This is a genomic window from Corallibacter sp., assembly GCF_048381695.1.
GTDB lineage: Bacteria > Bacteroidota > Bacteroidia > Flavobacteriales > Flavobacteriaceae > Corallibacter > Corallibacter vietnamensis.
Genome location: NZ_JBLXHI010000008.1, coordinates 1 through 25033, shown reverse-complemented (window position 1 = coordinate 25033; position 25033 = coordinate 1). Strand labels below are relative to the sequence as shown.

22 protein-coding genes and 1 tRNA gene are annotated in these 25033 nt (G+C 32.6%); 17 read left to right on the top strand and 6 right to left on the bottom strand.

What is annotated here, in order from left to right; genetic code table 11:
- Positions 1–4 precede the first annotated feature (4 nt).
- Genes ACN5J3_RS10980 through tpiA form a run of 4 tightly spaced genes read left to right on the top strand, consistent with a single transcriptional unit; the run spans position 5 to position 3420 of the window.
- A complete protein-coding gene (locus ACN5J3_RS10980; protein WP_417289800.1) occupies positions 5–1099 on the top strand; it encodes a BT_3928 family protein in 1095 nt (364 codons plus the stop codon).
- A gap of 4 nt (positions 1100–1103) precedes the next feature.
- The gene (locus ACN5J3_RS10975; protein ID WP_418509324.1) at positions 1104–2180 is read left to right on the top strand and encodes an ABC transporter permease; all 1077 of its coding nucleotides are present in this window, start codon (positions 1104–1106) and stop codon (positions 2178–2180) included.
- Positions 2181–2185: 5 nt separating this feature from the next.
- On the top strand, positions 2186–2674 hold the full coding sequence (locus ACN5J3_RS10970) for a TlpA family protein disulfide reductase (protein WP_418511777.1): 489 nt from the start codon (positions 2186–2188) through the stop codon (positions 2672–2674).
- On the top strand, positions 2671–3420 hold the full coding sequence (gene tpiA, locus ACN5J3_RS10965) for a triose-phosphate isomerase (protein WP_418511776.1): 750 nt from the start codon (positions 2671–2673) through the stop codon (positions 3418–3420). The genes ACN5J3_RS10970 and tpiA overlap by 4 nt, the downstream gene beginning before the upstream one ends.
- A gap of 51 nt (positions 3421–3471) precedes the next feature.
- Here the strand turns inward: tpiA and ACN5J3_RS10960 are convergent, their stop codons facing one another.
- The gene (locus ACN5J3_RS10960; RefSeq protein ID WP_417289796.1) at positions 3472–4689 is read right to left on the bottom strand and encodes a porin; all 1218 of its coding nucleotides are present in this window, start codon (positions 4687–4689) and stop codon (positions 3472–3474) included.
- Between the two features lie 81 nt (positions 4690–4770).
- On the opposite strand from ACN5J3_RS10960, the gene prmA reads away from it, so the two are divergent.
- The 3 genes from prmA to ACN5J3_RS10945 all read left to right on the top strand — a co-directional run bounded on the left by prmA (position 4771) and on the right by ACN5J3_RS10945 (position 6070).
- On the top strand, positions 4771–5598 hold the full coding sequence (prmA, locus tag ACN5J3_RS10955) for a 50S ribosomal protein L11 methyltransferase (protein ID WP_344728529.1): 828 nt from the start codon (positions 4771–4773) through the stop codon (positions 5596–5598).
- Between the two features lie 52 nt (positions 5599–5650).
- The gene (locus tag ACN5J3_RS10950) at positions 5651–5926 is read left to right on the top strand and encodes an ATP-dependent Clp protease adaptor ClpS (RefSeq protein WP_418511775.1); all 276 of its coding nucleotides are present in this window, start codon (positions 5651–5653) and stop codon (positions 5924–5926) included.
- A gap of 70 nt (positions 5927–5996) precedes the next feature.
- Positions 5997–6070, top strand: a tRNA-Arg gene (locus ACN5J3_RS10945).
- A 59-nt stretch (positions 6071–6129) separates the two neighbouring features.
- Here ACN5J3_RS10945 and ACN5J3_RS10940 read toward each other — a convergent pair.
- The gene (locus ACN5J3_RS10940) at positions 6130–6282 is read right to left on the bottom strand and encodes an SsrA-binding protein (protein ID WP_418509329.1); all 153 of its coding nucleotides are present in this window, start codon (positions 6280–6282) and stop codon (positions 6130–6132) included.
- A 548-nt stretch (positions 6283–6830) separates the two neighbouring features.
- On the opposite strand from ACN5J3_RS10940, the gene ACN5J3_RS10935 reads away from it, so the two are divergent.
- The 6 genes from ACN5J3_RS10935 to ACN5J3_RS10910 all read left to right on the top strand — a co-directional run bounded on the left by ACN5J3_RS10935 (position 6831) and on the right by ACN5J3_RS10910 (position 15945).
- A complete protein-coding gene (locus ACN5J3_RS10935; RefSeq protein ID WP_418511774.1) occupies positions 6831–8807 on the top strand; it encodes an endonuclease in 1977 nt (658 codons plus the stop codon).
- A 138-nt stretch (positions 8808–8945) separates the two neighbouring features.
- Complete coding sequence (locus tag ACN5J3_RS10930) at positions 8946–9893, top strand: calcium/sodium antiporter (protein WP_418511773.1); 948 nt, start codon at positions 8946–8948, stop codon at positions 9891–9893.
- 528 nt (positions 9894–10421) lie between these two features.
- The gene (locus ACN5J3_RS10925; protein ID WP_418511772.1) at positions 10422–12608 is read left to right on the top strand and encodes a glutamine synthetase III; all 2187 of its coding nucleotides are present in this window, start codon (positions 10422–10424) and stop codon (positions 12606–12608) included.
- 459 nt (positions 12609–13067) lie between these two features.
- A complete protein-coding gene (locus ACN5J3_RS10920; protein ID WP_418509333.1) occupies positions 13068–13727 on the top strand; it encodes a Curli production assembly/transport component CsgG in 660 nt (219 codons plus the stop codon).
- A 48-nt stretch (positions 13728–13775) separates the two neighbouring features.
- Entirely contained in the window at positions 13776–14954 is a 1179-nt protein-coding gene (locus ACN5J3_RS10915; protein WP_417289789.1) for an AIR synthase related protein, read from the top strand.
- Positions 14955–14979: 25 nt separating this feature from the next.
- Positions 14980–15945: a DUF3078 domain-containing protein gene (locus tag ACN5J3_RS10910; protein WP_418511771.1), complete on the top strand. Its 966-nt coding sequence runs from the start codon at positions 14980–14982 to the stop codon at positions 15943–15945.
- Positions 15946–16128: 183 nt separating this feature from the next.
- Here the strand turns inward: ACN5J3_RS10910 and ACN5J3_RS10905 are convergent, their stop codons facing one another.
- Positions 16129–16497: an ATP-binding cassette domain-containing protein gene (locus ACN5J3_RS10905; RefSeq protein WP_418511836.1), complete on the bottom strand. Its 369-nt coding sequence runs from the start codon at positions 16495–16497 to the stop codon at positions 16129–16131.
- 506 nt (positions 16498–17003) lie between these two features.
- On the opposite strand from ACN5J3_RS10905, the gene prfA reads away from it, so the two are divergent.
- The 3 genes from prfA to ACN5J3_RS10890 are packed head-to-tail and all read left to right on the top strand — an operon-like array spanning position 17004 to position 19726.
- Complete coding sequence (gene prfA / locus ACN5J3_RS10900) at positions 17004–18080, top strand: peptide chain release factor 1 (RefSeq protein WP_344728551.1); 1077 nt, start codon at positions 17004–17006, stop codon at positions 18078–18080.
- 34 nt (positions 18081–18114) lie between these two features.
- Complete coding sequence (gene pyrF / locus ACN5J3_RS10895; protein WP_418511770.1) at positions 18115–18927, top strand: orotidine-5'-phosphate decarboxylase; 813 nt, start codon at positions 18115–18117, stop codon at positions 18925–18927.
- 7 nt (positions 18928–18934) lie between these two features.
- Positions 18935–19726 (top strand): ABC transporter substrate-binding protein, encoded by a 792-nt coding sequence (locus ACN5J3_RS10890; protein WP_418511769.1) that lies wholly within the window; start codon positions 18935–18937, stop codon positions 19724–19726.
- Here ACN5J3_RS10890 and ACN5J3_RS10885 read toward each other — a convergent pair.
- The 3 genes from ACN5J3_RS10885 to ACN5J3_RS10875 form a co-directional block, all read right to left on the bottom strand.
- Positions 19695–19934: a Lacal_2735 family protein gene (locus tag ACN5J3_RS10885; RefSeq protein WP_417289783.1), complete on the bottom strand. Its 240-nt coding sequence runs from the start codon at positions 19932–19934 to the stop codon at positions 19695–19697. The two genes, ACN5J3_RS10890 and ACN5J3_RS10885, sit on opposite strands and share 32 nt — an antisense overlap.
- 88 nt (positions 19935–20022) lie before the next feature.
- Positions 20023–20217, bottom strand: coding sequence for a Lacal_2735 family protein (locus ACN5J3_RS10880; RefSeq protein WP_418511768.1), 195 nt, complete (start codon positions 20215–20217; stop codon positions 20023–20025).
- 280 nt (positions 20218–20497) lie between these two features.
- Positions 20498–21205, bottom strand: a complete 708-nt coding sequence (locus tag ACN5J3_RS10875) for a DUF4197 domain-containing protein (protein WP_418511767.1) — start codon at positions 21203–21205, stop codon at positions 20498–20500.
- Positions 21206–21444: 239 nt separating this feature from the next.
- Here ACN5J3_RS10875 and ACN5J3_RS10870 point away from each other — a divergent pair, with 239 nt between their 5' ends.
- Complete coding sequence (locus ACN5J3_RS10870; protein ID WP_418511766.1) at positions 21445–24888, top strand: methylmalonyl-CoA mutase family protein; 3444 nt, start codon at positions 21445–21447, stop codon at positions 24886–24888.
- Positions 24889–25033 lie beyond the last annotated feature (145 nt).

The following is a 25033-nucleotide window of genomic DNA, read 5'->3' as shown; positions in this document are numbered from 1 at the left end:
ACGAATGAAATTTATAGTCAATATTAGTAGGGTATTAGTAGGTGTTTTATTCATCATATCTGGATTTATAAAACTTAATGATCCATTAGGGTTTTCATATAAGCTTCAAGAGTATTTTAGTGTAGAAGTTTTAAACCTGCCTTTTTTAGAACCTTATGCATTGATTATTTCTGTGTTAGTCGTCGTTTTTGAGGTTGTTTTAGGGATATTTTTACTTATAGGTTATAAGCCTAAATTTACAGTTTGGAGCTTGTTGTTAATGATTGTCTTCTTTACATTTCTAACATTTTATTCAGCTTATTTTGATAAAGTAAAAGACTGCGGATGCTTTGGAGATGCATTAAAACTTACACCATGGGAAAGCTTTACTAAAGACGTCGTTTTACTAGCCTTAATTCTTATTCTATTTTATGGAGTAAAGCATATAAAGCCAATTTTAGGAAGATTGGGCTTATCTGTTGCAGCATTATTAAGTTTTGTGGCTTGTTTATGGTTTGCCTATCATGTGCTTATGCATTTACCTGCTATAGATTTTAGACCATACAATGTAGGAGCTAATATTACAGATAATATGACAGTGCCTGATGATGCTCCTAAAGCAGATATAAACTATAATTGGGTTTTTGAAATAAACGGAAAACAAGAGGTTATAACTACAAAAGGAGATTATCCTAGTGTAGATGGAAAATATATTGATGTAACTACAGAAGTTTTAGACCCAGGTTACGAGGCGCCTATTCATGATTTTACTATTGAAAAAGATGGTCAAGATTTTGCTGAAGATATGCTATCAGAAGATAACCTAATTATGATTGTTGCTTACAATCTGTCTAATTCAGAACCAGATGGTTTAAGTGCATTAAAAGAAATGACAATGCAAGCATCAAAAAAAGGATATCGAGTTATAGGAATGACAGCTAGTGGTCCAGATGTACAAGAAAAAATAAAAACTACGTATGGGTTAGACTTTGATTTTTATTTCTGTGATGAAACAGCATTAAAAACCATTGTAAGATCAAGTCCAGGTATTTTAAAGCTTAAAAAAGGAACCATCATTCAAAAATTACACTGGAATGATATTGATGAATTAGAGTTGTAATTGTTTGATAAGCTATTTTTTAAATAAAATATTTTATGCCTTACTTACATTATTTGGAGTAGTAACTGTTATTTTCTTCCTATTTAATGTTTTGCCAGGAGATCCTGCGCAAATGATGTTGGGTCAAAATGAAAATAGCGAACAATTGGCTATAGTAAAAGCAAAGTATGGTTTTGATAAGCCTATAAGCACGCAGTATTTTTATTACCTAAATGATTTGTCTCCCATATCGTTTCATTCTAACACAGAAACGGATTATACGTATTTAAAAGAAGGTAAGTATTCGGCAATATCATTATTTACAATAGGAAATACCACAACAGCTTTAAAGTTTCCATACTTAAGAGAATCTTTTACAAAACAAGGAAAAAAAGTGAGTCATGTTTTAGCAGAAACTTTACCCAATACATTTGTTTTGGCTGTCAGCGCAATAACTATTGCATTATTTTTAGGCATGCTTTTAGGAGTTTTGTCTGCATTACAAAAAGATACGGTTATTGATAAAACAATTCAGATATTAAGTACTTTAGGAATGAGTGTGCCTTCCTTTTTTAGTGCTATTTTATTTGCTTGGTTATTTGGTTTTGTATTACATAATTATACAAATTTAGAAATGACTGGGAGTTTGTATGAGTTAGACGATTTTGGTGAGGCTATGCACATTCAATGGAAAAACTTATTGCTGCCAGCAATAGTTTTAGGTATTCGCCCGCTTGCAGTCGTTATTCAGCTTATGAGGAACTCATTATTAGAGGTTTTTAATCAAGATTATATTCGTACGGCAAGAGCAAAAGGCTTAAGTGAGTTTCAAATCATAAAAAAGCATGCTATAAAAAATGCTTTAAATCCTGTAGTTACTGCTGTTTCAGGTTGGTTTGCGTCCATGTTAGCAGGAGCTGTTTTTGTGGAGTATATTTTTGGCTGGAATGGTTTAGGAAAAGAAATAGTAAATGCTTTAAATACATTAGATTTACCAGTAATAATGGGATCAGTGTTAATTATTGCTTTGCTTTTTGTAATTATCAATATTTTTGTCGACATAATTTATACATGGTTAGACCCAAAAGTTAAATTAGAATGAAAAACATGAAAAACGTATTAAAAGTACTCATCGTTAGCTTATTTTTTATAAGTTGTAAAGCACAAGAGCCTACAGAGTTTTCAGAGAAAGCATTGCAGGACATATTTATTACACTAAAAGGAGAATCAGTAACTTTTCAAAGTATATTAGATGCTCACAAAGGAAAAACAGTATTAATAGACATTTGGGCCTCATGGTGTGGTGATTGTATAAAAGGAATGCCAAAAGTAAAAGCGTTACAAGCAAATTACCCAGATGTATCTTATGTGTTTTTGTCTTTAGATAAAGGTGTTGATAACTGGAAAAAAGGAATAAAAAAGTTTGAAGTTGAAGGCTCTCATTACTTTATGCAATCAGGTTGGAAAGGTGATTTTGGCACTTTTGTAAATTTAGACTGGATTCCAAGGTATATGGTTGTTGATAAACAAGGAACTATAAAAGTATTTAAAGCTGTAAAAGCAAACGACAAACAAATAAAACAAGCATTACAATGAGAAAACATATTGTAGCAGGAAATTGGAAAATGAATAATGATTTAGCACAAACCGAATCATTAATAACAGACTTAAAATCACAAACAAGAACTTCAGATGCAGAGGTTATGATTGCGCCAACATTTACAAACGTATGGCAAGCATACCAAAGCCTAAAAGATAGCTATGTTGAAGTTGTAGCACAAAACATGCACTTTGCTGAAAATGGGGCTTACACAGGAGAAGTTAGTGCTTCTATGTTAAAAAGTGTTGGTGTAAAAACGGTTATTTTAGGACACAGTGAGCGTCGTGCTTATTTCAATGAGACAGATGAATTACTTGCTAAAAAAGTAGATGCGGCTTTAGTTAATGATATGCGCGTTATTTTTTGTTTTGGAGAAGAATTAAGTGATAGAAAATCAAATAACCAAGAAGCTATTGTTGCTAGCCAAATAAAGAATGCATTATTTCATTTAGACGCAGCGGCATTTCAAAACATAGTTTTAGCTTATGAGCCAGTTTGGGCCATAGGAACTGGAGAAACAGCAAGTCCAGAGCAAGCTCAAGAAATGCATGCTTTTATTAGAAAAACCCTAGCAGATACTTATGGAGAGTCTATAGCAAATGATGTGTCTATTTTATATGGAGGTAGCGTAAAACCAAATAACGCTAAAGAAATATTCTCTAAACCAGATGTAGATGGTGGTTTAATAGGAGGCGCTTCTTTAAAAGCTGAAGATTTTTATGCTATTGTAAACGCATTTTAACATCACATAACTTATAAAAAAAGGCTTACTGTTTAGTAAGCCTTTTTTTGTTTATATACCTATCTCAACTTGAAAACGGACATACCAATTATTATCAGTTGTATTATTTAAATAATTGAGTTCGCTTTTTGTGACTTCAGCTTGTAACTTTAGTGCATGTTCCCAAATGTATTTGGTAACACCAAAACTATATTGGTTTGTTTGTGGTGTAAGCATTTCTATATCACTATGAGGTTTTTGGTGAGAATACCTACCAATTAATTCATAATTGTTTTCAAATAAATAACTTAATTGGGCATCATAACCTTCTCCAGCAAAAACATATCGTATGTCAGTTGCATCATCCGGATTGTATGTTAGCGGATTTTTTGATGTTCTATTCATGTACGCCGTTTGAAAAGCCCAACCATTGTACTTTAAAATAGCATCAAATAAAAGCGATTGCATATCACGCTTTTCAAACAAATCATCACCTAGAGTTCCGCGTGTTCTTCTAGCATTATTATTAAAGTGGTACACGCCAGAAAGCATTAGTTTAGGAGTCGCTTCGCGTTTTATATCACCTTCAAATAAGGTTCCGTTGTTTTGAAATGCTCCAAAAGGAAAAAGTTCTAATCGCCCTGTAAATGCCAAACCGTTGTCAGGACTTTCAGTCCAGTTTCTACCTTCTCCAGTACTTATTGCTGATTTAAAGTTGTAAGAGAATTTGTCATTCAATTCATTTAAGTAATAAACTTGTAAACCAAAATCTCTGTCTATATTAAAACGGGCATTGTTTATTGAACGGTCAGTTAGTTGCAAAGCACCTGACGAATTAATACGTTGTCTGTTTCCTGGTAATTTTGTTTGTCCAAAACCAATGTTCCAATGATTGTTAGGTCTGTAAAAAACAATAGCATCTCTTATTATATTTAGGTTGTCACCATCTTCAATCGCACCAACATCATTAGGAGAAAATGATAATTGAATCACATAAATAATACGAGGGTCACCAACGTAACCGTCAAAACGTAAACGTAAACGGCGTATCATAGCTTCATACGAAGAAGGTTCGTCTTCGTTGTCTATAAAGGTGACACGGTTTTGCATTCTAAAACGAATATTTAATTTAAAAATACTGTCAGGAGATGTAATTCCTAATCCTTTTCCGTAGCTGTAGTAAGGAAGTGCAGATAGCTTAATGTCGTTATTATCTTTGCTTATAGTGATTTGAGCATTTACTGAAAACGATGCCAAAGCAAAAAATAATAAAATAAGTGTTTTTTTCATGATAAGTTGTGTTATAATAATTGCAAAAATACAGTTAACTTGAAAACGATTGCTAAATTTGCAAAATAAATATTCCAATCTATGATTTATATATCCTATAGCTTTGAGGTAAAACCACTACAACCTGCTGTTGAAATTTTAATTGCTGAATTAGGTTTCGCTGGTTTTGAAAGCTTTGTTGAAACAGAAGAAGGCGTAACAGCTTATATTCAAAAAGAAGCGTGGAGTGCAGATATTCTTGATGACATACAAATTTTAAATTCTAGCGAATTTGAAATCTCTCATACATTTGAAGAAATAGAGCAAACAAATTGGAATGAAGAATGGGAAAAAAACTTTAGTCCAATAGTTGTAGATGATGTTTGTGCTGTAAGAGCACCATTTCATGAAAAGTTTAACACGGATTATGATATTGTAATTGAACCAAAAATGAGCTTTGGAACAGGTCATCATGAAACCACGCATATGATGATACAGCATATCTTAAAAAATGATTTTACAAATAAATCTGTATTAGATATGGGTTGCGGAACTGGAGTATTGGCAATTTTAGCTGAAATGAAAGGCGCAAAACCTATAGATGCTATAGATATAGATAATTGGTGCTATTTAAACAGTTTAGAAAATGTAGAAAGAAATAACTGTGAGCACATCACAGTTATAGAAGGTGATGCAGGTTTATTGGTAAATAAAAGTTATGACATTATCATAGCCAATATAAACCGAAATATCTTACTTAATGATTTAAAAAAGTATGCAACTTGCTTAAAACCAAAAGGATTGTTATTTTTAAGTGGTTTTTACAAGGATGATATTTCTGTTATAGAAGAAACATGTAATAAACTAGGCTTAAATCACGTTGAAACATTAGAAAAAAACCAATGGGTTGCCTTAAAATTTATTAACTAATCTTTGGTTTGGTTTTTTCGTACCCCTTAATTATAAAAATACTTGAATAGCTATGAGTACTATAGAAAAAACATTAGAAGACGTTTTATTAAAAGAAGATGTTTTAAAAAATAATGAAATTGTATTGTATAATGATGATGTAAATACTTTTGATCATGTTATTGATACACTTATATATGCTTGCGATCATATGCCAGAGCAAGCAGAGCAATGTGCTATTATTGTACATTATAAAGGTAAATGTACGGTAAAAACCGGAGCTTATGATGATTTAAAGCCACGTTGCTCAATGTTACTTGAAGCGGGTTTAAGTGCAGAAATTATATAAACATCAACATTTTTTTAAAATAACTTTTGCAATATAAATTAATGCCTTATATTTGCACTCTCTAAAAAACGGCCTCGTAGCATAACTGAATAGTGCACTTGATTACGGCTCAAGAGGTTGCAGGTTTGAATCCTGCCGAGGTCACAAAAAAAAACCTGCTTTAAGCAGGTTTTTTATTTAACACATTTTGAGAATGTTTCTTTTTAATCTAATGCATTTTTTGTTACAAAAACACGCCAACCTATTATAGCAAGCTGAACTTTTGAAGCTTTACTTAAGTCTAATTGCTGTTTTGAATAGCTTGGTAGAAGATGTTTATTAACTCTTGCTAAAAATTTAAAAAACTTTTTTTTCATTGTAATTACCATCTTACTTATAACAAAGATAAGGTCTTTGGTTTTAAATCAAAGTAAAACGTATTCTAGACTACGCTTCACAAGATTGTTTTTTTTAGAATAAGGATAAAATCCATTCTATTAAATAAATGGCAAAAGCAATCATAATTTTGGTTTTTTAGTGGTTAATAAATTCTTGTTTTTTTGATTGAGTTTTCAATATATATTTTTGCAATTCTATCTTCCAAACAAAACATATAAAATCTATGAAATTAACTTTTGTTTTATAAGTAAAAAAATGGTTTGTATTTCATTTTGAAATATTTTTGTCTTTATTATTGTTTTAAAATGTAGTGTTTTGTGTTGATTTATGTTTTAAAGTGTAATAATTCAAGGCGTTTTTTTGATGTGCTTTGTTCTTTCAAGGGAATAAAACCTTAAAAAGTAAGCTTTTTTGATGTTTTCATCTTTTTTTTTAAAGAATGAGGTTATGTTAAAATTAACCATTTAATTACTTGAAAATGAAGTTCAGGAAAATAGGATGCTTACATTTGCAAAAAATATCCCTAATGAAAAAAATTACTTATTTAATAGTATGTGTTCTTTTTACACAATTTCTTGTTGCCCAAGATTTGTTTATAAATGAACTAGATTGTGATACACCAGGAGTAGATGATAAAGAGTTTCTGGAGTTAAAGTCTACGACACCAAATTTTAGTTTAGACGGTTACGTTGTTGTTTTTTTTAATGGCTCAACATCTGGAAATAACTCAAATTATTTTTTAATTGATTTAGACGGTTATTCTACAGACGGTAACGGTTTGTTTTTAATAGGTAGTGAGTCGGTAACACCATTTCCACAGCTATTAATTTCAGCAAATACAATTCAAAATGGCGCTGATGCTGTTGCAATTTATCAAGCAAGTGATGTTGATTTTCCTGATGGAACAGTAGCAACAATAGATAATTTAGTTGATGTCTTACTGTATGATACTTCAGATAGTGATGATGCTGATATGATAGCAATTTTTAGTGCGCATCCTAACTTTACAGATATTCAGCAAATAAATGAAGGGTCAGGAAATAATACAAATTCTATTCAGCGTTTAGATGATGGTTCTTATGTGTCAACAACACCAACGCCAAGAGCGCTTAACGAAAACGGAGGTTCAGGTATAGATTTTAACGCAATAAGCATCTCTACATCACAAACACAATATACAGAGGGCGAATCATTTGATATTGTTTTTACAGCTCAAGAAAATGTGGTAGCAGATTATCAGTTTTCTTTTACGTTAAACAATTACGGTTTTAATACATCAGATTTTACAGGAAATACTACTGTAACAATTCCTGCCGGAAGCAATACAGTAACAACAACAATCACGCTGATAGATGATGATTTTGATGAAGGAGATGAAGAACCACTTATACGATTTGTAGATATTGAAGAGCCATTTATACCATTCAATAACTTTGTAAAGCTACGAGCTATTGATAATGATTTTACGGTTGCTCCTTTTGGTACACCAATAAACCCTACTTATGGTGTTGTTGCAAGTACACAACCAAGTGGTTACTATGATACTTTAGACGGGTTATCTGATGATGCATTAAAACAAGCTTTACAAGATATAGTTGCAGATCCAACCGTGGTGAGAACTCAAACCTATGCAGATGTTATAGATATTTTAAAAGAAGCCGATCAAAATCCGGAAAACAGTAACGAAGTTTGGTTGGTGTATTTAGAGCAAGGTATGCCAAAGCTAGATTTTCAAACAACTTCAAATAATGTAGGAAGTTGGAATAGAGAACATACGTTTCCTAGATCTAGAGGAGGTTTTTATAGTATAGATGATGATGATATTGCAAATGGCATAGATGCTTATTGGACAACAAATGCTGATTCTTTACGTCATGGAAATTCTGATGCTCATGCCTTAAGAGCTGTTGATGGTCCTGAAAACAGTTCTCGTGGAAACCAGTTTTATGGTGAGTATAATGGTCCGTCAGGAACATTAGGAGGTTTTAAAGGCGATGTAGCAAGAAGTGTTTTTTATATGGCTGTTCGTTATAACGGGTTAAGTATTGTAAATGGCTTTCCAGAAGGAAATGTTGGGCAGTTTGGAGATTTACAAACTCTTTTAGAGTGGCATCGTAATGATCCGCCAGATGATTTTGAAATGAATAGAAACAATGTTGTTTATAATTGGCAATTTAATAGAAACCCATTTATTGATCAGCCAGATATGATAGAGTATATTTGGGGGAATATGATTGGAGAAACTTGGCAACAAAACTTAAGCGTATCTGATAATGTGTTAAATGAGGTTGTTGTTTATCCCAACCCAACAAAAGGAAAAATTTCTTTTAGAGGTTTTGATACTTCAATTGAAGCCACATTGTTTTCAGTTGATGGAAGACAATTGTCTACAAGTTTAGTAGAGCCCAATACTTATATAGATTTAAACGTGTCTAGCGGGATGTATTTATTAAAGTTGTCATTAGAAGATAAATCTATCATTAAGAAAATTATTGTTGAATAATATTTTAAATGTTTATCATAAAAAAAGCCCAAGTTTTGAACTTGGGCTTTTTTATTAATAGTATAGTTTGTTGTGTATATTTATGATTGACTAAAACTGTATATCATAACTAAATAGTATCTTCGCAAAAAAATATTTATGAGTGTATTGTGGGTTATTTTAGGGCTAATATTATTGGTAGTAGGAGGTGAGTTTTTGGTAAGGTCGTCTGTGGCTTTATCTTTTAAGTTTAATATTTCTAAACTGGTAATAGGTATGACGGTTGTTTCTTTTGCAACATCAGCGCCAGAATTATTGGTGAGTTTACAAGCGGCTTTAGATGGTGTTTCTGATATTGCATTAGGAAATGTTATAGGTTCTAATGTAGCAAATATAGGATTGGTTTTAGGGATTACGGCGTTGATATCTCCTTTGGCAATAGATAAAGATTTTTATAAATTGAATTGGCCAATGATGATGGTGGTCTCTTTTGCTTTATACTTTTGTTTGAAAAATGATAATGTTTTAACGGCTTTAGAAGGAGGTCTATTCTTTTTAGTATTAATTATTTTTCTCTTTATTTTAATAAAAAAATCAAGAAAATCAGTTGCAGTTTCTGTAGAAGAGGTGGATGATACTTTAGCGGTTGTGTCAAACTTCAAGATAACTATTTGGTTATTAATAGGTGCGGCAGGTTTGTATTTCGGTTCAGAATGGTTGGTGCAAGGCGCTAAAGAGTTGGCTAAAGCTGTTGGTATTAGTGATTATGCTATTTCGGTGACTGTAATTGCTATAGGTACAAGTGTACCAGAGTTGGCAGCATCTGTAATTGCAGCTTTAAAAAAGGAAAAAGCTATTTCGTTAGGGAATTTGATAGGTTCTAATATATTTAATATAGCATCTGTTTTAGGTTTAACAGCTATTGTAAAGCCTATTGTTGTTAATCCAGATACACCTGAAATCCTATCGACTAATATTTTTTGGATGATAGCATTTGCAGGGATACTTGTGCCTTTGGCTTTTTTACCAAAAAGGTTTGAATTAGGAAGATATAAAGGTATGTTGCTTTTAGGGGCATATTTGGTGTTTGTTTATATCTCTTTGTAAAAAAGATCGTTATAGACATTTTTTTCTTATAATAAAATACTCTTCCTTAAATTTAAGTAAGAAAACATTGTTTATAGCCACTTTACTATTAGAAATATGTGAAGTTTTGTTTAGGCTAATATTCAGATTATTTTTTAATATTCGCCGTTTCTAGATCAGCCATGGTTGGTATCGTAGACCTAATAAGATAATCAAATGAGTTTCTTTTAGATTGTTTTTTTTGCTGCTTTATAACGCTCAAATTCAGGAATTTTCTTAAAAGGACTCTCAATTTTAGTTTTGCTTCTTGTGTTTTGTGTTAGGAGGTGGTCATTCAGCAAAATGTACTCAAAATCTATATTTATTCATGATTTGATTATTTTAAGTTAAAAATAAAATTTTGTTTTTTTATTGAAAAGGCATTAAAAAATAGGGGTGTTTAGCTTAAATTTAATTTAATAAAGATTTAACCCGTAAAATTTAAAGGGTTGTTTGTGTGAAATGAATTATTTTGTAAATTTGAAGCGTTAAATTTATAAACCAATAATTATGTCTACATTGAGATTTCATGCCATTAAAGAATCCCTTAACAGAAAACCAATTAAAATAGAAGAGCTAGAACGTCGTTCAGCGATATTTGGTCAAAATGTTTTTAACGAAGATACTATGCGTCAGTTTCTTACCAAAGAAGCTTTTAATAGTGTTATGGATGCTATACAAAATGGTTCTAAAATAGATCGCGTTGTTGCAGATCATATTTCTACAGGTATGAAAGAGTGGGCAATTTCTAAAGGAGCAACACACTATACACATTGGTTTCAACCGTTAACAGGAGCAACAGCAGAAAAACATGATGCGTTTTTTGAACCAATAGGTAGTGGCAGAGCGATTGAAAAATTTGGTGGCGGACAGTTAGTTCAGCAAGAGCCAGATGCTTCAAGTTTTCCTAATGGAGGTATAAGAAACACTTTTGAGGCTCGTGGTTATACAGCTTGGGATCCAACGTCACCAGCATTTATTTATGGAACAACGCTTTGTATTCCTACGGTGTTTGTAGCTTATACAGGAGAAGCTTTAGATTATAAAACACCTTTATTAAGAGCTTTACAAGCTGTTGATAGTGCCGCAGTTGATGTTTGTAAGTATTTTGATAAAAATGTGAAAAAAGTAAATGCGTCTTTAGGTTGGGAGCAAGAGTACTTTTTGATTGATAGAGCCTTGGCAACATCAAGACCAGATATTTTAATGACAGGAAGAACTTTGTTAGGTCATTCTTCTGCAAAAGGACAGCAATTAGATGATCACTATTTCGGAACTATCCCTAATAGAGCTATGGCATATATGAGAGATTTAGAAACTGAATGTATGTTGTTAGGAATACCTGTAAAAACAAGACATAATGAGGTTGCTCCAAATCAGTTTGAGTTAGCGCCAATTTATGATGAAGCTAACCTTGCGGTAGATCATAACTCCTTATTAATGGATGTCATGGATAAAATAGCAGAGCGTCATAACTTTAAAGTTTTATTCCATGAGAAACCGTTTGCAGGTGTAAATGGTTCAGGAAAACACAATAACTGGAGTTTAAGTACAGATACAGGTGTTAATTTATTAGGACCAGGAAAAACTCCTATGAGTAATTTACAGTTTTTAACCTTTTTTATAAATACTATAAAAGCGGTAAACGATAACGAAGAACTGTTAAGAGCTACTATTGCATCTGCTAGTAATGATCATCGTTTAGGTGCAAATGAAGCGCCACCAGCAATTATTTCTGTATTCATAGGTGAGCAACTTACCAAAGTGTTAAACGAGCTGGAAAATGTTACTACAGGAAAATTATCACCAGAAGAAAAAACAGACTTAAAGCTGAATGTTGTAGGTAAAATTCCTGAAATTTTATTAGATAACACAGATAGAAATAGAACATCTCCTTTTGCCTTTACAGGAAACAAGTTTGAGTTTAGAGCAGTAGGATCAAAAGCTAATTGTGCAAGCCCTATGACGGTTTTAAACTCAATCATGGCAAAGCAGCTTATTGATTTTAAAGCAGAAGTTGATGCGCTTATAGAAAAGAAAAGCTTGAAAAAGGATGAAGCTATTTTCAACGTATTAAGAGAGTATATCAAAAAATCGAAAAATATTCTTTTTGAAGGAAACGGTTATAGTGAAGAGTGGGAAAAAGAAGCGAAGAAAAGAGGTTTAAGTAATAATAAAACAACGCCAGAAGCCTTAAAAGTAAAAGTGTCTAAAAAGGCTATTAAACTTTTTGAAGAGCTTGGTGTTATGAATAAAATAGAATCTGAAGCTCGCTATGAAATAGAAGTAGAAGAGTATGTGTTGCATATTCAAATAGAAGGTCGTGTTTTAGGTGATATTGCCAGAAATCATGTGGTGCCAACAGCTGTGAGGTACCAAAATATCTTAATTGAGAACGTAAAAGGACTAAAAGAAATATATGGTTCAGATTTTAAGAAATTTGCAAAAGAGCAACTTAACCTTATAGAAGATATTTCAGGACATATTGAAGCAATAAACTCTAATGTTACAAAAATGACAGATGAGCGAAGAAGTGCCAATAATGTATCTGATGTAGAAAAGAAAGCACATGCATATTGCTTTAAGGTAAAACCTCTATTTGATGAAATTAGATACCACTGTGATAAACTAGAACTTTTAGTTGATGATGAGCTATGGCCGCTAACAAAATATAGAGAATTGTTATTCACTAAATAGTCTCATAATAATCTTAAAAAAAGAGCTTTACTAACTGTAAAGCTCTTTTTTTTAACTAGATAAAGGACTTGAGATGTATTTGGTCTGATTAAAAATGTAGGTTATCGAAAAGTTGGTTTTAAGTAGCAAAAATCTCACTTCAGCCAAGAAGATGGAGTAGAAAAATCATTAAATTTGTCTTGCTATTAATCAATGATTCAATTTTTAAATTATGAAAAAGCTAATCATCAGTATGCTATTGCTTTTGGCTGCTACATTCATTTTTTCTCAGGGAAACAACGAAAACAAGAAAAACAACAGTAAAGACATTGCAAAGTACGAAAAGGTTACTCCATTACATTAATTAATGTATCAATAGTCCTTTTTTAAGTGCTTATAAATGTCATTATTATATTGAGTTCTTAAAGTGTGTTTTTATGTTTGTATACCTAATAGGGTATGCATATTACGGTTCTTTGTATGATATATAAATTTAAGTTTATAAGTATCTTATGTGTCTTTTATATGTCTGTTTGTAGCTATTCACAAACAGATACTTCTGCAAATAACCAAACGTCTCAATTTCCCAATATAGATTTTTATAGATATAGAGGTACCAATGTTTTAGACATTGGATTAGGAACTTCTATTATGAATGGAGATTTTACGCATCCTATACTCGAAATTTACTCTCATGTTGGGTATAAGCGTTTTATTAAGCCATATCTCAATATCAATGTAGGTTACAATAAGTTTAATTTAGCTTACAGAAACATTTTTAATAATGGCTATATGTCTTTTGATTTAAATGTTGAAACCGTTATTTTTCCTAATAATCGTTTTTCTCCTTATGCTTTTGCTGGAGCAGGAGTTCATGCTTCAAATTATTTTAAGCAAGTAGATTCAAAGCTACAAGGCGGCTTGGGAATTGAGTATATTGTATTTGAGAATTTAGGAGTAAAACTGTTTTCAGATTACAATCATGTTTTTAGTGATGAAGTAGATGGAAAGATTTTTGGAGCTTCAGATGATATTTATTGGCGAATTGCCTGTGGTGTAAATTATTATTTTGGAGGAAAAAAACAGTTAGAAAAACTACTAAAACGTTATCCAAGCGTTATTAAAACAAATCAATTATAGCCCATAAATAGATTACAATTCTTATTTTTGTGATTCTAAACTAACACAATGAGTCAAGAAATAAGTAAGCGCTACATGCAACGAGGTGTATCTGCCTCAAAAGAAGATGTTCACAATGCTATAAAAAATATAGATAAAGGGCTTTTTCCTAAAGCTTTTTGTAAAATAGTTCCAGATTACCTTACAAATGATGATGAATATTGTTTAGTTATGCATGCTGATGGTGCAGGTACAAAAAGTTCGTTGGCATACATGTACTGGAAAGAAACTGGTGATTTATCAGTATGGAAAGGTATCGCTCAAGATGCACTTATAATGAATGTAGATGATCTTTTGTGTGTAGGAGCTACTGATAATATCATGTTATCATCAACTATAGGAAGAAACAAAAATGTAATTCCAGGAGATGTTATTTCGGCAATTATTAACGGAACAGAATCACTTATTTCAGAGTTAAAAGATTTTGGTGTGACAATTCATTCTACAGGAGGCGAAACAGCTGATGTTGGTGATTTAGTACGTACCATAATTGTAGATTCTACAGTGACAGCTAGAATGAAACGTAGCGATGTTATAGACAATGCAAATATTAAAGCAGGAGATGTAATAGTTGGTTTAGAATCGTTTGGTCAAGCTTCATATGAGAAAGATTATAATGGAGGTATGGGAAGCAACGGATTGACATCAGCTAGACATGATGTGTTTCATAATTATTTAGCAGAAAAATATCCAGAAAGTTATGACGCAGCTGTTCCTGAAGATTTGGTTTATTCTGGACAAGTAAAACTTACTGATTCTGTAGAAAACTCTCCAATAGACGCAGGAAAACTTGTTTTGTCGCCAACACGAACTTATGCGCCAATTATAAAAAATATTTTATCAAAATATAAAAGCGATACGATTCACGGTATGATACATTGTAGTGGTGGTGCGCAAACAAAAATTCTTCATTTTGTAGAAAATCTTCATATTATAAAAGATAATATGTTTCCAATACCTCCGTTATTTAAATTAATTCAGGAGCAATCTAAAACAAATTGGAAAGAAATGTATCAAGTATTCAATTGCGGACACCGTATGGAATTGTATGTTTCTCCTGAAGTAGCAGATGATATTATAAATATCTCAAAATCATTTCAAGTAGATGCAAAAATTGTAGGTCGTGTTGAAGCATCAAGCACAAAAAAGCTTACAATAAAAAGCGATTTTGGAACATTTGAGTATTAAGTAACCCCTTTTTTAAGCTTATATAATGAGGCAAATTATTATTGTAACTGTATTGTTTTTTAGTATTCAGTTTTCATGGGCACAACCCGATTCTTTGTATTTTAAACCAGAAATTGTTAAACCAGCTATTCCTGTTTGGGAATTAAAAAATAAAGCCGGTTTAGATATTAGTGAAGTTGCTTTTGTTAATTGGAATGCAGGTGGTAGTAACTCTATTTCTGCATTAGTTGGTGTTGTAACCGAGTTAAAATACCGCTACAAAAATTTCATATGGAATAATATTGTTCAAGCTAGATACGGTATTAATAGCCAACAAGGGCAAAAACCTCGTAAAACAGATGATCTTATGGATATCAGTTCTACGCTAGGCTTTAGAAAAGATACATTAACAAACTGGTATTATTCTGCAAGGTTTAATTTTAAGTCTCAATTTTCTAACGGATATAATTACCCAAACACATCTAAAGAAATATCAAAATTCATGGCTCCAGGATATTTATTTGTCGGAGGAGGAATTGAGTATGGTAAAAACATAGAAACCTTTTCTATGTACTTTTCTCCATTAACACTTAAATCTACATTTGTGTTAGATAAAGAGTTAGCTAATGCAGGTGCTTTTGGAGTAGAAGGCGCTGTTTATAATGATGATGGAAGTATTTTAACCGAAGGCGAACAGCTACGAATGGAATTTGGTATATTGTTTACCAGTGCTTTTGAAAAAGAAGTTTTCAAGAATATTCATTTAATGAACTTTGTTAGTTTCTATACAGATTACCTTAACAACTTTGGAAACGTAGATGTAGATTGGCAAGTAAACTTTAACTTCAAAGTAAATGATTTTGTAAAAGCGACATTAGGATCTCACTTAAAGTATGACGACGATGTAAAAACACTAGAGCCAATTAATGCAGAAGAAACAGAATTTGTTGAGGCAGGCGCTAAAGTACAATGGAAACAAATGCTTGGTGTTGGTGTTGTTGTCGATTTTTAAAGTATTGTATTTTCACTCACATACTTATAAAACTTTAAGTCTTCCAAATCGTTTATCTCTCTAGAGTATCCGTTTTCTAATAAATATAGTTTATCACTAATATTAATAATGTGCTGATAAATATGATCAGTAAGTATAATTATTTTAGATGATTTTATCGTGTTTATAAGGTTGATAAAGTATTCAATATAATGTGGCGATAGATGAGAAAAAGGTTCGTCTAATATGAGGCCCTTTTAAAACTAAATATGTTTCAATAACGCGCTGTTCGCCTCCTGAAAGTTTGTTAATTTTACTGTTGTAATATTTTGAAAAATCACTAAATAAAGAAGTGAATTCGTGCCAATCAACTTTTAAAAACTTAAAAAGCTTTTTAATCTTGAGGTTTTTGGGAGAAAAATACTGTTGTGGTAAATAGGCAACAAGTTTTGTTTTGTAAAAAGCTTTAGTTATCGGTTTATTGTCAATTCTAATAAGCTTGTATTTTGGTGTCAAGTGCCTGAAAATAATTTTTAATAAGCAACTTTTTCCCGAGCCATTACTGCCTAAAATCCCTGTTACTTTTCCTTTTTTAGCCTTTAAATAGATGCCGTGTAATATGCGTTTATCCTTAAACTATAACTCTACATTGTCTATTTCTGAAATTATACAAATTCCTTTAAGAATTGAAGGAAGGTAACTGTAATAAAGGTATCAATTAAAAAGAGAATAGAAAATAATTTAAAAGAAGAGATTCCTAAATTTTTATAAAAAATGAGTTTCTGTTTATGCTGTGTTTCAGATATAACATACCATAAAAATAAGATTAAAATTAATTTAATAATAACAGTAGGAATTAACTCGTGACTTAAACCTAAAAGTAATAAGTCAACACCAATAGACCATAAAAAAAATGGCTTATAAAATATTAGTATGGCTTGAAACTGTTGCATAATCTTCAATAAAACGAAAAAAAACAACAATTATTTTTTGAGACTATAATTTGAATAAATGATTTGATTTAAAATTTATCAATCAATAAAATATCGTATTTTTGAACTCGAAATTATTAAAGGCAGATGTTAGAGAAATTAGAAATAATAAAACAGCGTTTTGATGAAGTGAGTGATTTAATCATTCAACCTGATATTATATCAGATCAAAAACGTTATGTAGAACTAAATAAAGAATATAAGGATTTACGTTTATTAATGGATAAGCGCGAAGCTTATATTGAGTTTACCAACAACCTTAAAGAAGCTGAAGAAATTATTGCTGATGGTAGTGATGCTGAAATGGTTGAAATGGCAAAAATGCAATATGACGAAGCCAAAGAAGGTATTCCAAAATTAGAAGACGAAATTAGGTTTTTACTTATTCCAAAAGATCCTGAAGATTCTAAAAATGCCGTTGTTGAATTACGTGCTGGAACTGGTGGAGATGAAGCAAGTATTTTTGCAGGTGATTTATTTAGAATGTATACTAAATATTGTGAGAGTAAAGGCTGGAAAGTTGATACAGTAGATTTTAGTGAAGGAACCAATGGTGGATTTAAAGAAATCCAGTTCGAGGTAAGCGGAGAAGATGTTTACGGAACTCTAAAGTTTGAAGCAGGTGTTCATCGTGTGCAACGTGTACCTCAAACAGAAACACAAGGGCGTGTTCACACAAGTGCTGCAACCTGTATGGTGTTTCCAGAAGCTGAAGAGTTTGATGTGGAAATAGATCCAAAAGAAGTTCGTATTGATTATTTCTGTTCTTCAGGTCCTGGAGGTCAGTCTGTAAATACAACCTATTCTGCCGTGCGTTTAACACACATTCCAACAGGTTTAGTGGCGCAATGTCAAGATCAAAAATCTCAACATAAAAACAAAGAGAAAGCGTTTAGAGTATTACGTTCTCGTTTATATGATTTAGAGTTAGCTAAAAAACAAGAAGAAGATGCTGCAAAGCGTGGTAGCATGGTAACTTCTGGAGATAGAAGTGCTAAAATTAGAACCTATAACTATCCGCAAGGCCGTGTAACAGATCATAGAATAGGATTAACTCTGTATGATTTGCAAAATATTGTAAATGGAGATATTCAAAAAATTATAGATGAATTAATGCTTGCAGAAAATACTGAAAAGCTAAAAGCAAGCGACGAACATATTTAATAACAAGCCTCTTTTTTGAGGCTTTTTTTTAACCATGACAACACAACAACTCACACAACAAATCCAGAAAAAAAAATCCTTTCTATGCATAGGATTAGACGTTGATTTAAATAAAATACCGCAACATTTACTGCAAGAAGAAGATCCTATTTTTGCATTTAATAAAGCTATTATAGATGCAACACACCATTTATGTGTGGCATACAAACCTAATACAGCATTTTATGAAGCTTACGGATTAAAAGGCTGGAAAGCACTTGAAAAAACCATAAACTACATAAATCAAAATCACCCTGAAATATTCACAATAGCTGATGCTAAACGTGGTGATATAGGAAACACAAGCAGTATGTATGCCAAAGCTTTTTTTGAAGATTTAGCTTTTGATAGTGTTACTGTAGCGCCATATATGGGTAAAGATTCCGTTGAGCCTTTTTTAGCATTTGAGAATAAACATACTATTCTTTTGGCGTTAACATCAAATCAAGGTGCGTTTGATTTTCAAACTAAAATGATAGATGAAAAGGAAGTTTATAAACATGTTTTAGAAACTTCAAAGACTTGGCAAAATTCTGAAAACCTTATGTATGTTGTTGGTGCAACAAAAGCTGAATTTTTAGCAGATATAAGACAAATCATTCCAAATAGTTTTTTACTAGTGCCAGGAGTTGGTGCACAAGGCGGAAATTTACAAGATGTTTGTAAGTACGGTATGAATGATCGTGTTGGTTTGCTAATCAACTCTTCAAGAGGCATTATTTATGCGTCAAATCAAGACGATTTTGCACAGGCAGCAGCAAAGAAAGCTGAAGCTTTACAGCAAGAGATGGAAGTCATTCTGAAATAAGTTTGAGATGGTATTTCAAGACCAATTGCAGAGATCTATTCAATTACATGGCGTGCCTAAACGTATTGTTTCATTGGTGCCAAGCCAAACGGAGTTGTTATGTGATTTGGGTTTAGAACAATTTATAGTTGGTGTTACCAAGTTTTGTGTTCATCCTAATCATCTTATAAAGGAAAAAACAATTGTAGGCGGAACAAAGCAAGTTCATTTAGATAGAATAAAAGCGTTGCAACCAGATATTATTTTATGCAATAAAGAGGAAAATACCCAAGAGATTGTAGAGGCTTGCAAAGCCATAGCAGCTGTTCATGTTAGTGATATTTTTACCATAAATGATACGTTAGAGCTCGTATCAATGTATGGAGATATGTTTTCGGTAAAAGAAAAAGCTACTGCTATATCTCAAGCTATACAAGTTGAAGCAACTAGTTTTAAAGAGTGGGTTCAAGATAAACCTGTTAAAAATGTAGTGTATTTTATCTGGAAAAAACCGTGGATGGTTGCTGCGAATAATACGTTTATTAACTACTTACTTTCTATTAATAATTTTAAAAACAGCTTTGGTGATTTAAGTCGTTATCCAGAAATAACATTGGATAATGAAGATGTAACTGTTGATTATGTGTTGCTGTCAAGCGAGCCTTATCCGTTTAAAGAAAAGCATAAGAAAGACTTAAAGAACTTTTTTCCAAATGCTAAAATATGTTTAGTTGATGGTGAAATGTTCTCTTGGTATGGTTCAAGACTTATAAAAGCGTTCCGTTATTTTAAAACGCTGCATCAAGATTATTTGCATTAGCCTTAATACTTAATAGCTGACGCTTAATTTTTTGCGCTTCATGATATAAGGTGTCACTCAAGCTGGCATCTGTTTGTTTTACATTGTAAGCCTCTTCAATTTGATTGCTGTAAGCTTTTTCTAATTTTGATGTGTCCTTTTTTGGCTCGTTGTTGGTCTTGTTGGAAACGTATCTTACTTTTCCAACCTTGCAAAAATGTGTGTTCATAAACGTGTTTTTAAATTATACTATAAATACGTGTTTATGATGCTTTTAGACGTGTTAATAACGTTAAATTTATGTAAAACTTCTACCTTTAAACTGGTTGTGAAGGGTCTCTGTTTAGATATTTCAATTTGTTTAACTCATCTAAAAGTTTGATGGCATTAAATTCTGAAATGTCACTTTCGGCAGAATCGGTTTGACGTAAGTTGTATGCTTGTTCAATAAGACTCTTGTAGCGTTTTTGTAGCTTTAATTGGTGCTGCTTGATTTTGGTTAGATTTTTCATGTCTACAACAGTTAGATATTAAATATATTTAAAATATTGCAAAAGAGCAACTTGTAAAATGCTTTTATAAAAAAAATCGATCTAATTATCTAGACCGATTTTTTCAACTAACTAACTCGTAACTAATTCAAACGTGATTGAATTCAATGTTTTTATCACTGCAAAGATGCGATAGAAATCAAAACCCAATGTTATGTAAACATTAGGTTTTGATTATGAATAATTTAAGAATTTATATCTTGATTGTCAAGATGTTATTGTGTGTAGGTGTTTATTTACATTAATCTTGTAAAGCAAAAACACGTCTCAATAAGTCGGTTGTTCTTGAGCCTACTTTATTTCTGATTTCTTTTTCCTCAACAGCTATCATTTTGTAAACACCATTTAAGGCTTCAGAAGTAACATAATCTGTTAAATCAGGGTTTACATCACTTGTAAAAGGAATGGCATTGTATTTATTTATTAGGTTAGACCAAATTTGATCAGCACCAACTTTAGCAAATGAATTATTAATTACTGGGTGAAATTTATCATACAAAGCAGTTTTTGTTCTTGTAGATAAGTATTGTGTCGCAGCATCATCAGTACCTAATAAAATATTTTTAGCATCAGTAAACGTAATACCTTTTACAGCGTCAACAAAAATAGGTGTCGCTTGGCTTACAGCATCTTCAGCAGCGCGATTAAGTACTTTTAACCCTTCATCAGCCAGATTACCTAACCCTATGTCACGTAAACCTTTATCTACTTTTTTTAATTCTTCCGGTAGTAAAATTTTAACTAACTCATTTCTGTAGAAACCATCTTTTTGTGTAAGCTTGGTTACCTGTTTGTCTATTCCCATGTCTAATGCTTGGCGTAATCCAGCAGCAATATCTGTGTTGCTTAAGCCTGGTGTGCTCTCTGGTAATTGATCAACAACTTGTTGTAATTCGGCACAAGCTGTAAGATTGAATACTAAAAGTCCTATCAGTAATTTTCGTAACATAATTTTTATTTGTTTTTTAGATAAGCAAATATAAGTCAACGTACTAAAATAAACCTTTGCTTTGTTTAATTTAAATACAGTACAAGTCTGTTTAAACTATTTTGTTTTCTGTTTTTTTATTATTGATTATATAATAAAAGGACTTTTATAAACTAAAGCGTTAATCATTTTTAAATAATACAATAATATTTTTGAATATTCCGTAAATTTGCAACTCTTAAAATTTGAATTTTTTATCAATGAAGCAAGTAGCACCTTATAAACCAAAGTACAAAGTAAGAATTGTAACCGCAGCATCGCTGTTTGATGGTCACGATGCCTCAATAAACATCATGCGTCGTATTATTCAATCTACTGGCGTTGAGGTTATTCATCTTGGGCATGACAGAAGTGTTGAAGAAGTTGTAAATACAGCCATTCAAGAAGATGCCAATGCCATCTGTTTAACATCATATCAAGGAGGTCACAATGAATATTTTAAATATATGTATGACTTACTTAAAGAGCGTGGTGCTGGACATATTAAAATCTTTGGCGGCGGCGGCGGCGTTATTCTTCCTTCAGAGATTAAGGAATTAATGGATTATGGTATTTCCAGAATCTACTCGCCTGATGATGGTCGTGAAATGGGACTTCAAGGGATGATTAATGATTTAGTACAACAATCTGACTTTGCTATTGGTGACCAGCTTAATGGTGAAGTAGCGACTTTAGAAGAGAAAAACCCAAAAGCTATTGCACGTGTTATTTCGTCTGCTGAAAACTTCCCAGAAGTTGCTAAAGAAGCTTTAGATGAAATTCATGAGAAAAATAAAACGTCTAAAACGCCTGTATTAGGAATTACAGGAACTGGTGGTGCCGGAAAATCTAGTTTGGTAGATGAGTTGGTGCGTCGTTTTTTAATTGACTTCCCAGAAAAAACTATTGGTATTGTTTCGGTTGATCCATCAAAACGTAAAACAGGTGGTGCGCTTTTAGGTGATAGAATTCGTATGAATGCGATTAATTCACCACGTGTATACATGCGTAGTTTGGCAACGCGTCAATCTAATTTAGCCTTATCAAAATATGTAAACGAAGCTGTTGAAGTATTAAAAGCAGCGCACTACGATATCATTATTTTAGAAACGTCTGGTATTGGACAAAGTGATACCGAAATTTTAGAGCATAGCGATGTGTCCTTGTATGTGATGACACCAGAATTTGGTGCAGCAACACAGCTGGAAAAAATTGATATGTTAGACTTTGCCGACTTGGTAGCGATTAACAAATTTGATAAACGTGGTGCATTGGATGCGCTTCGCGATGTGAAAAAGCAGTACATGCGTAACCACCAATTGTGGGATACTAATCAAGATGATTTACCTGTTTTTGGAACGATTGCTTCGCAGTTTAACGATCCAGGAATGAACACGCTTTACAAAGCGATAATGGATAAGGTAGTTGAAAAAACTGATGCTGACCTGAACTCAACTTTTGAAATTTCAAAAGAAATGAGTGAGAAAATCTTTGTGATTCCACCAAACAGAACACGTTACTTATCAGAGATTGCAGAAAACAATCGTGCGTATGATAAAACAGCTAACGAGCAAGTTGAGGTAGCTCAAAAACTATATGGTATTTATAAAACTATTGGTTCGGTAGCAGGAATTTCAAACGAAAAGGAATACGCATTTTTAGATAACAAAGGCATTAATCAGGATGAGATTCTTGAATTGGTTAAGAGTGATAACGATAAAGCGTTTTTAGACTTATTAATCAAAGAGTTTGACCGTGTGAAAATGAATTTAGATCCTTACAACTGGGAAGTTGTAATAGGTTGGAATGAGAAGGTCAACAAATACAAAAACCCTGTTTATACATTTAAAGTAAGAGACAAAGAAATTAAAATAGACACGCATACCGAGTCTTTATCACATACACAAATTCCAAAAGTCGCTTTGCCAAAGTATCAAGCTTGGGGCGATATTTTACGATGGACACTTCAAGAGAATGTACCTGGAGAATTTCCGTATACATCAGGATTGTATCCTTTTAAACGAACAGGAGAAGATCCTGCGCGTATGTTTGCAGGAGAAGGTGGTCCAGAGCGTACCAACAAACGTTTTCATTATGTAAGTCAAGGTATGCCAGCTAAACGACTATCAACAGCTTTTGATAGTGTAACACTTTACGGTAATGATCCAGACTTACGTCCTGATATTTATGGTAAAATAGGAAATGCAGGTGTATCTATTTGCTGTTTGGACGATGCTAAAAAACTTTACTCTGGTTTTAACCTAGCCGATGTGATGACTTCGGTAAGTATGACTATTAATGGTCCTGCGCCAATGTTGTTAGGTTTCTTTATGAATGCTGCCATAGACCAACAATGTGAGCTTTACATCAAAGAAAACGGTTTAGAGAAAGAGGTTGAAGCAAAGATTGCCAAAATATATAAGGAAAAAGGTGTAGAGCGTCCTATATATAATGGTGAGCTACCAGAAGGCAATGATGGTTTAGGTCTGTTTTTATTAGGCGTTACAGGTGATCAAGTATTGCCAAAAGATGTTTACAATGATATAAAAACACGTACCATTGCACAAGTTCGTGGTACTGTACAAGCAGATATTTTAAAAGAAGATCAAGCGCAAAATACGTGTATTTTCTCTACGGAATTTGCACTGCGTTTAATGGGAGACGTACAAGAGTACTTTATTGAAAACAATGTGCGTAACTTCTATTCGGTGTCTATTTCTGGATATCATATTGCAGAAGCAGGAGCCAACCCTATTACGCAATTGGCATTGACATTATCTAATGGTTTCACTTATGTAGAATATTACTTAAGTAGAGGTATGGATATTAATAAGTTTGGTCCAAACTTATCGTTCTTTTTTTCTAATGGTATCGATCCTGAATATGCTGTTATTGGTCGTGTGGCACGTAAAATTTGGGCAAAAGCCTTAAAGAATAAGTATGGTGCCAACCCAAGAGCGCAGATGTTGAAATACCATATACAAACTTCGGGTCGTAGTTTGCATGCTCAAGAAATTGACTTTAACGATATTCGTACGACACTTCAAGCGTTATATGCTATTTATGATAACTGTAACTCGTTGCACACAAATGCTTATGACGAAGCAATTACTACGCCAACCGAAGAGAGTGTGCGTCGTGCAATGGCTATTCAGTTGATTATTAATAAGGAGTTAGGACTTGCTAAAAACGAAAACCCAATACAAGGGTCGTTTATTATAGAAGAGCTTACTGATTTGGTTGAAGAAGCGGTATTACTAGAGTTTGATAGAATTACGGAGCGTGGTGGTGTGCTTGGCGCTATGGAAACCATGTACCAACGTAGTAAAATCCAGGAGGAAAGCTTGTATTATGAAACTTTAAAGCACAATGGTGATTTCCCAATTATTGGTGTAAACACCTTTTTGAGTAGTAAAGGATCGCCAACGGTACAACCTGCTGAAGTTATAAGAGCTACAGAAGAGGAGAAGCAATACCAAATACAAACCCTTGAGAATTTACATAAGAGCAATGATACCAAGGCATTGCTAAAAGCGCTTCAGCATAAAGCGATTAATAACGAAAACATTTTTGAAGCCTTAATGGATGTTTGTAAAGTGTGTTCTTTAGGACAAATTACTGAAGCCTTATTTGAAGTAGGCGGACAGTATAGACGTAATATGTAGTGTATTTTTTACACCTTAAGATATAAGAATCCCGAGTGTTTGCTCGGGATTTTTTTATGGAGTTCTTGTTCATTTTTGAGGGACCAAAAACGAACCAAAAAGTCCTTTTACTGTCGGTAGGCATTTCGCTATTCAGCGAACCACA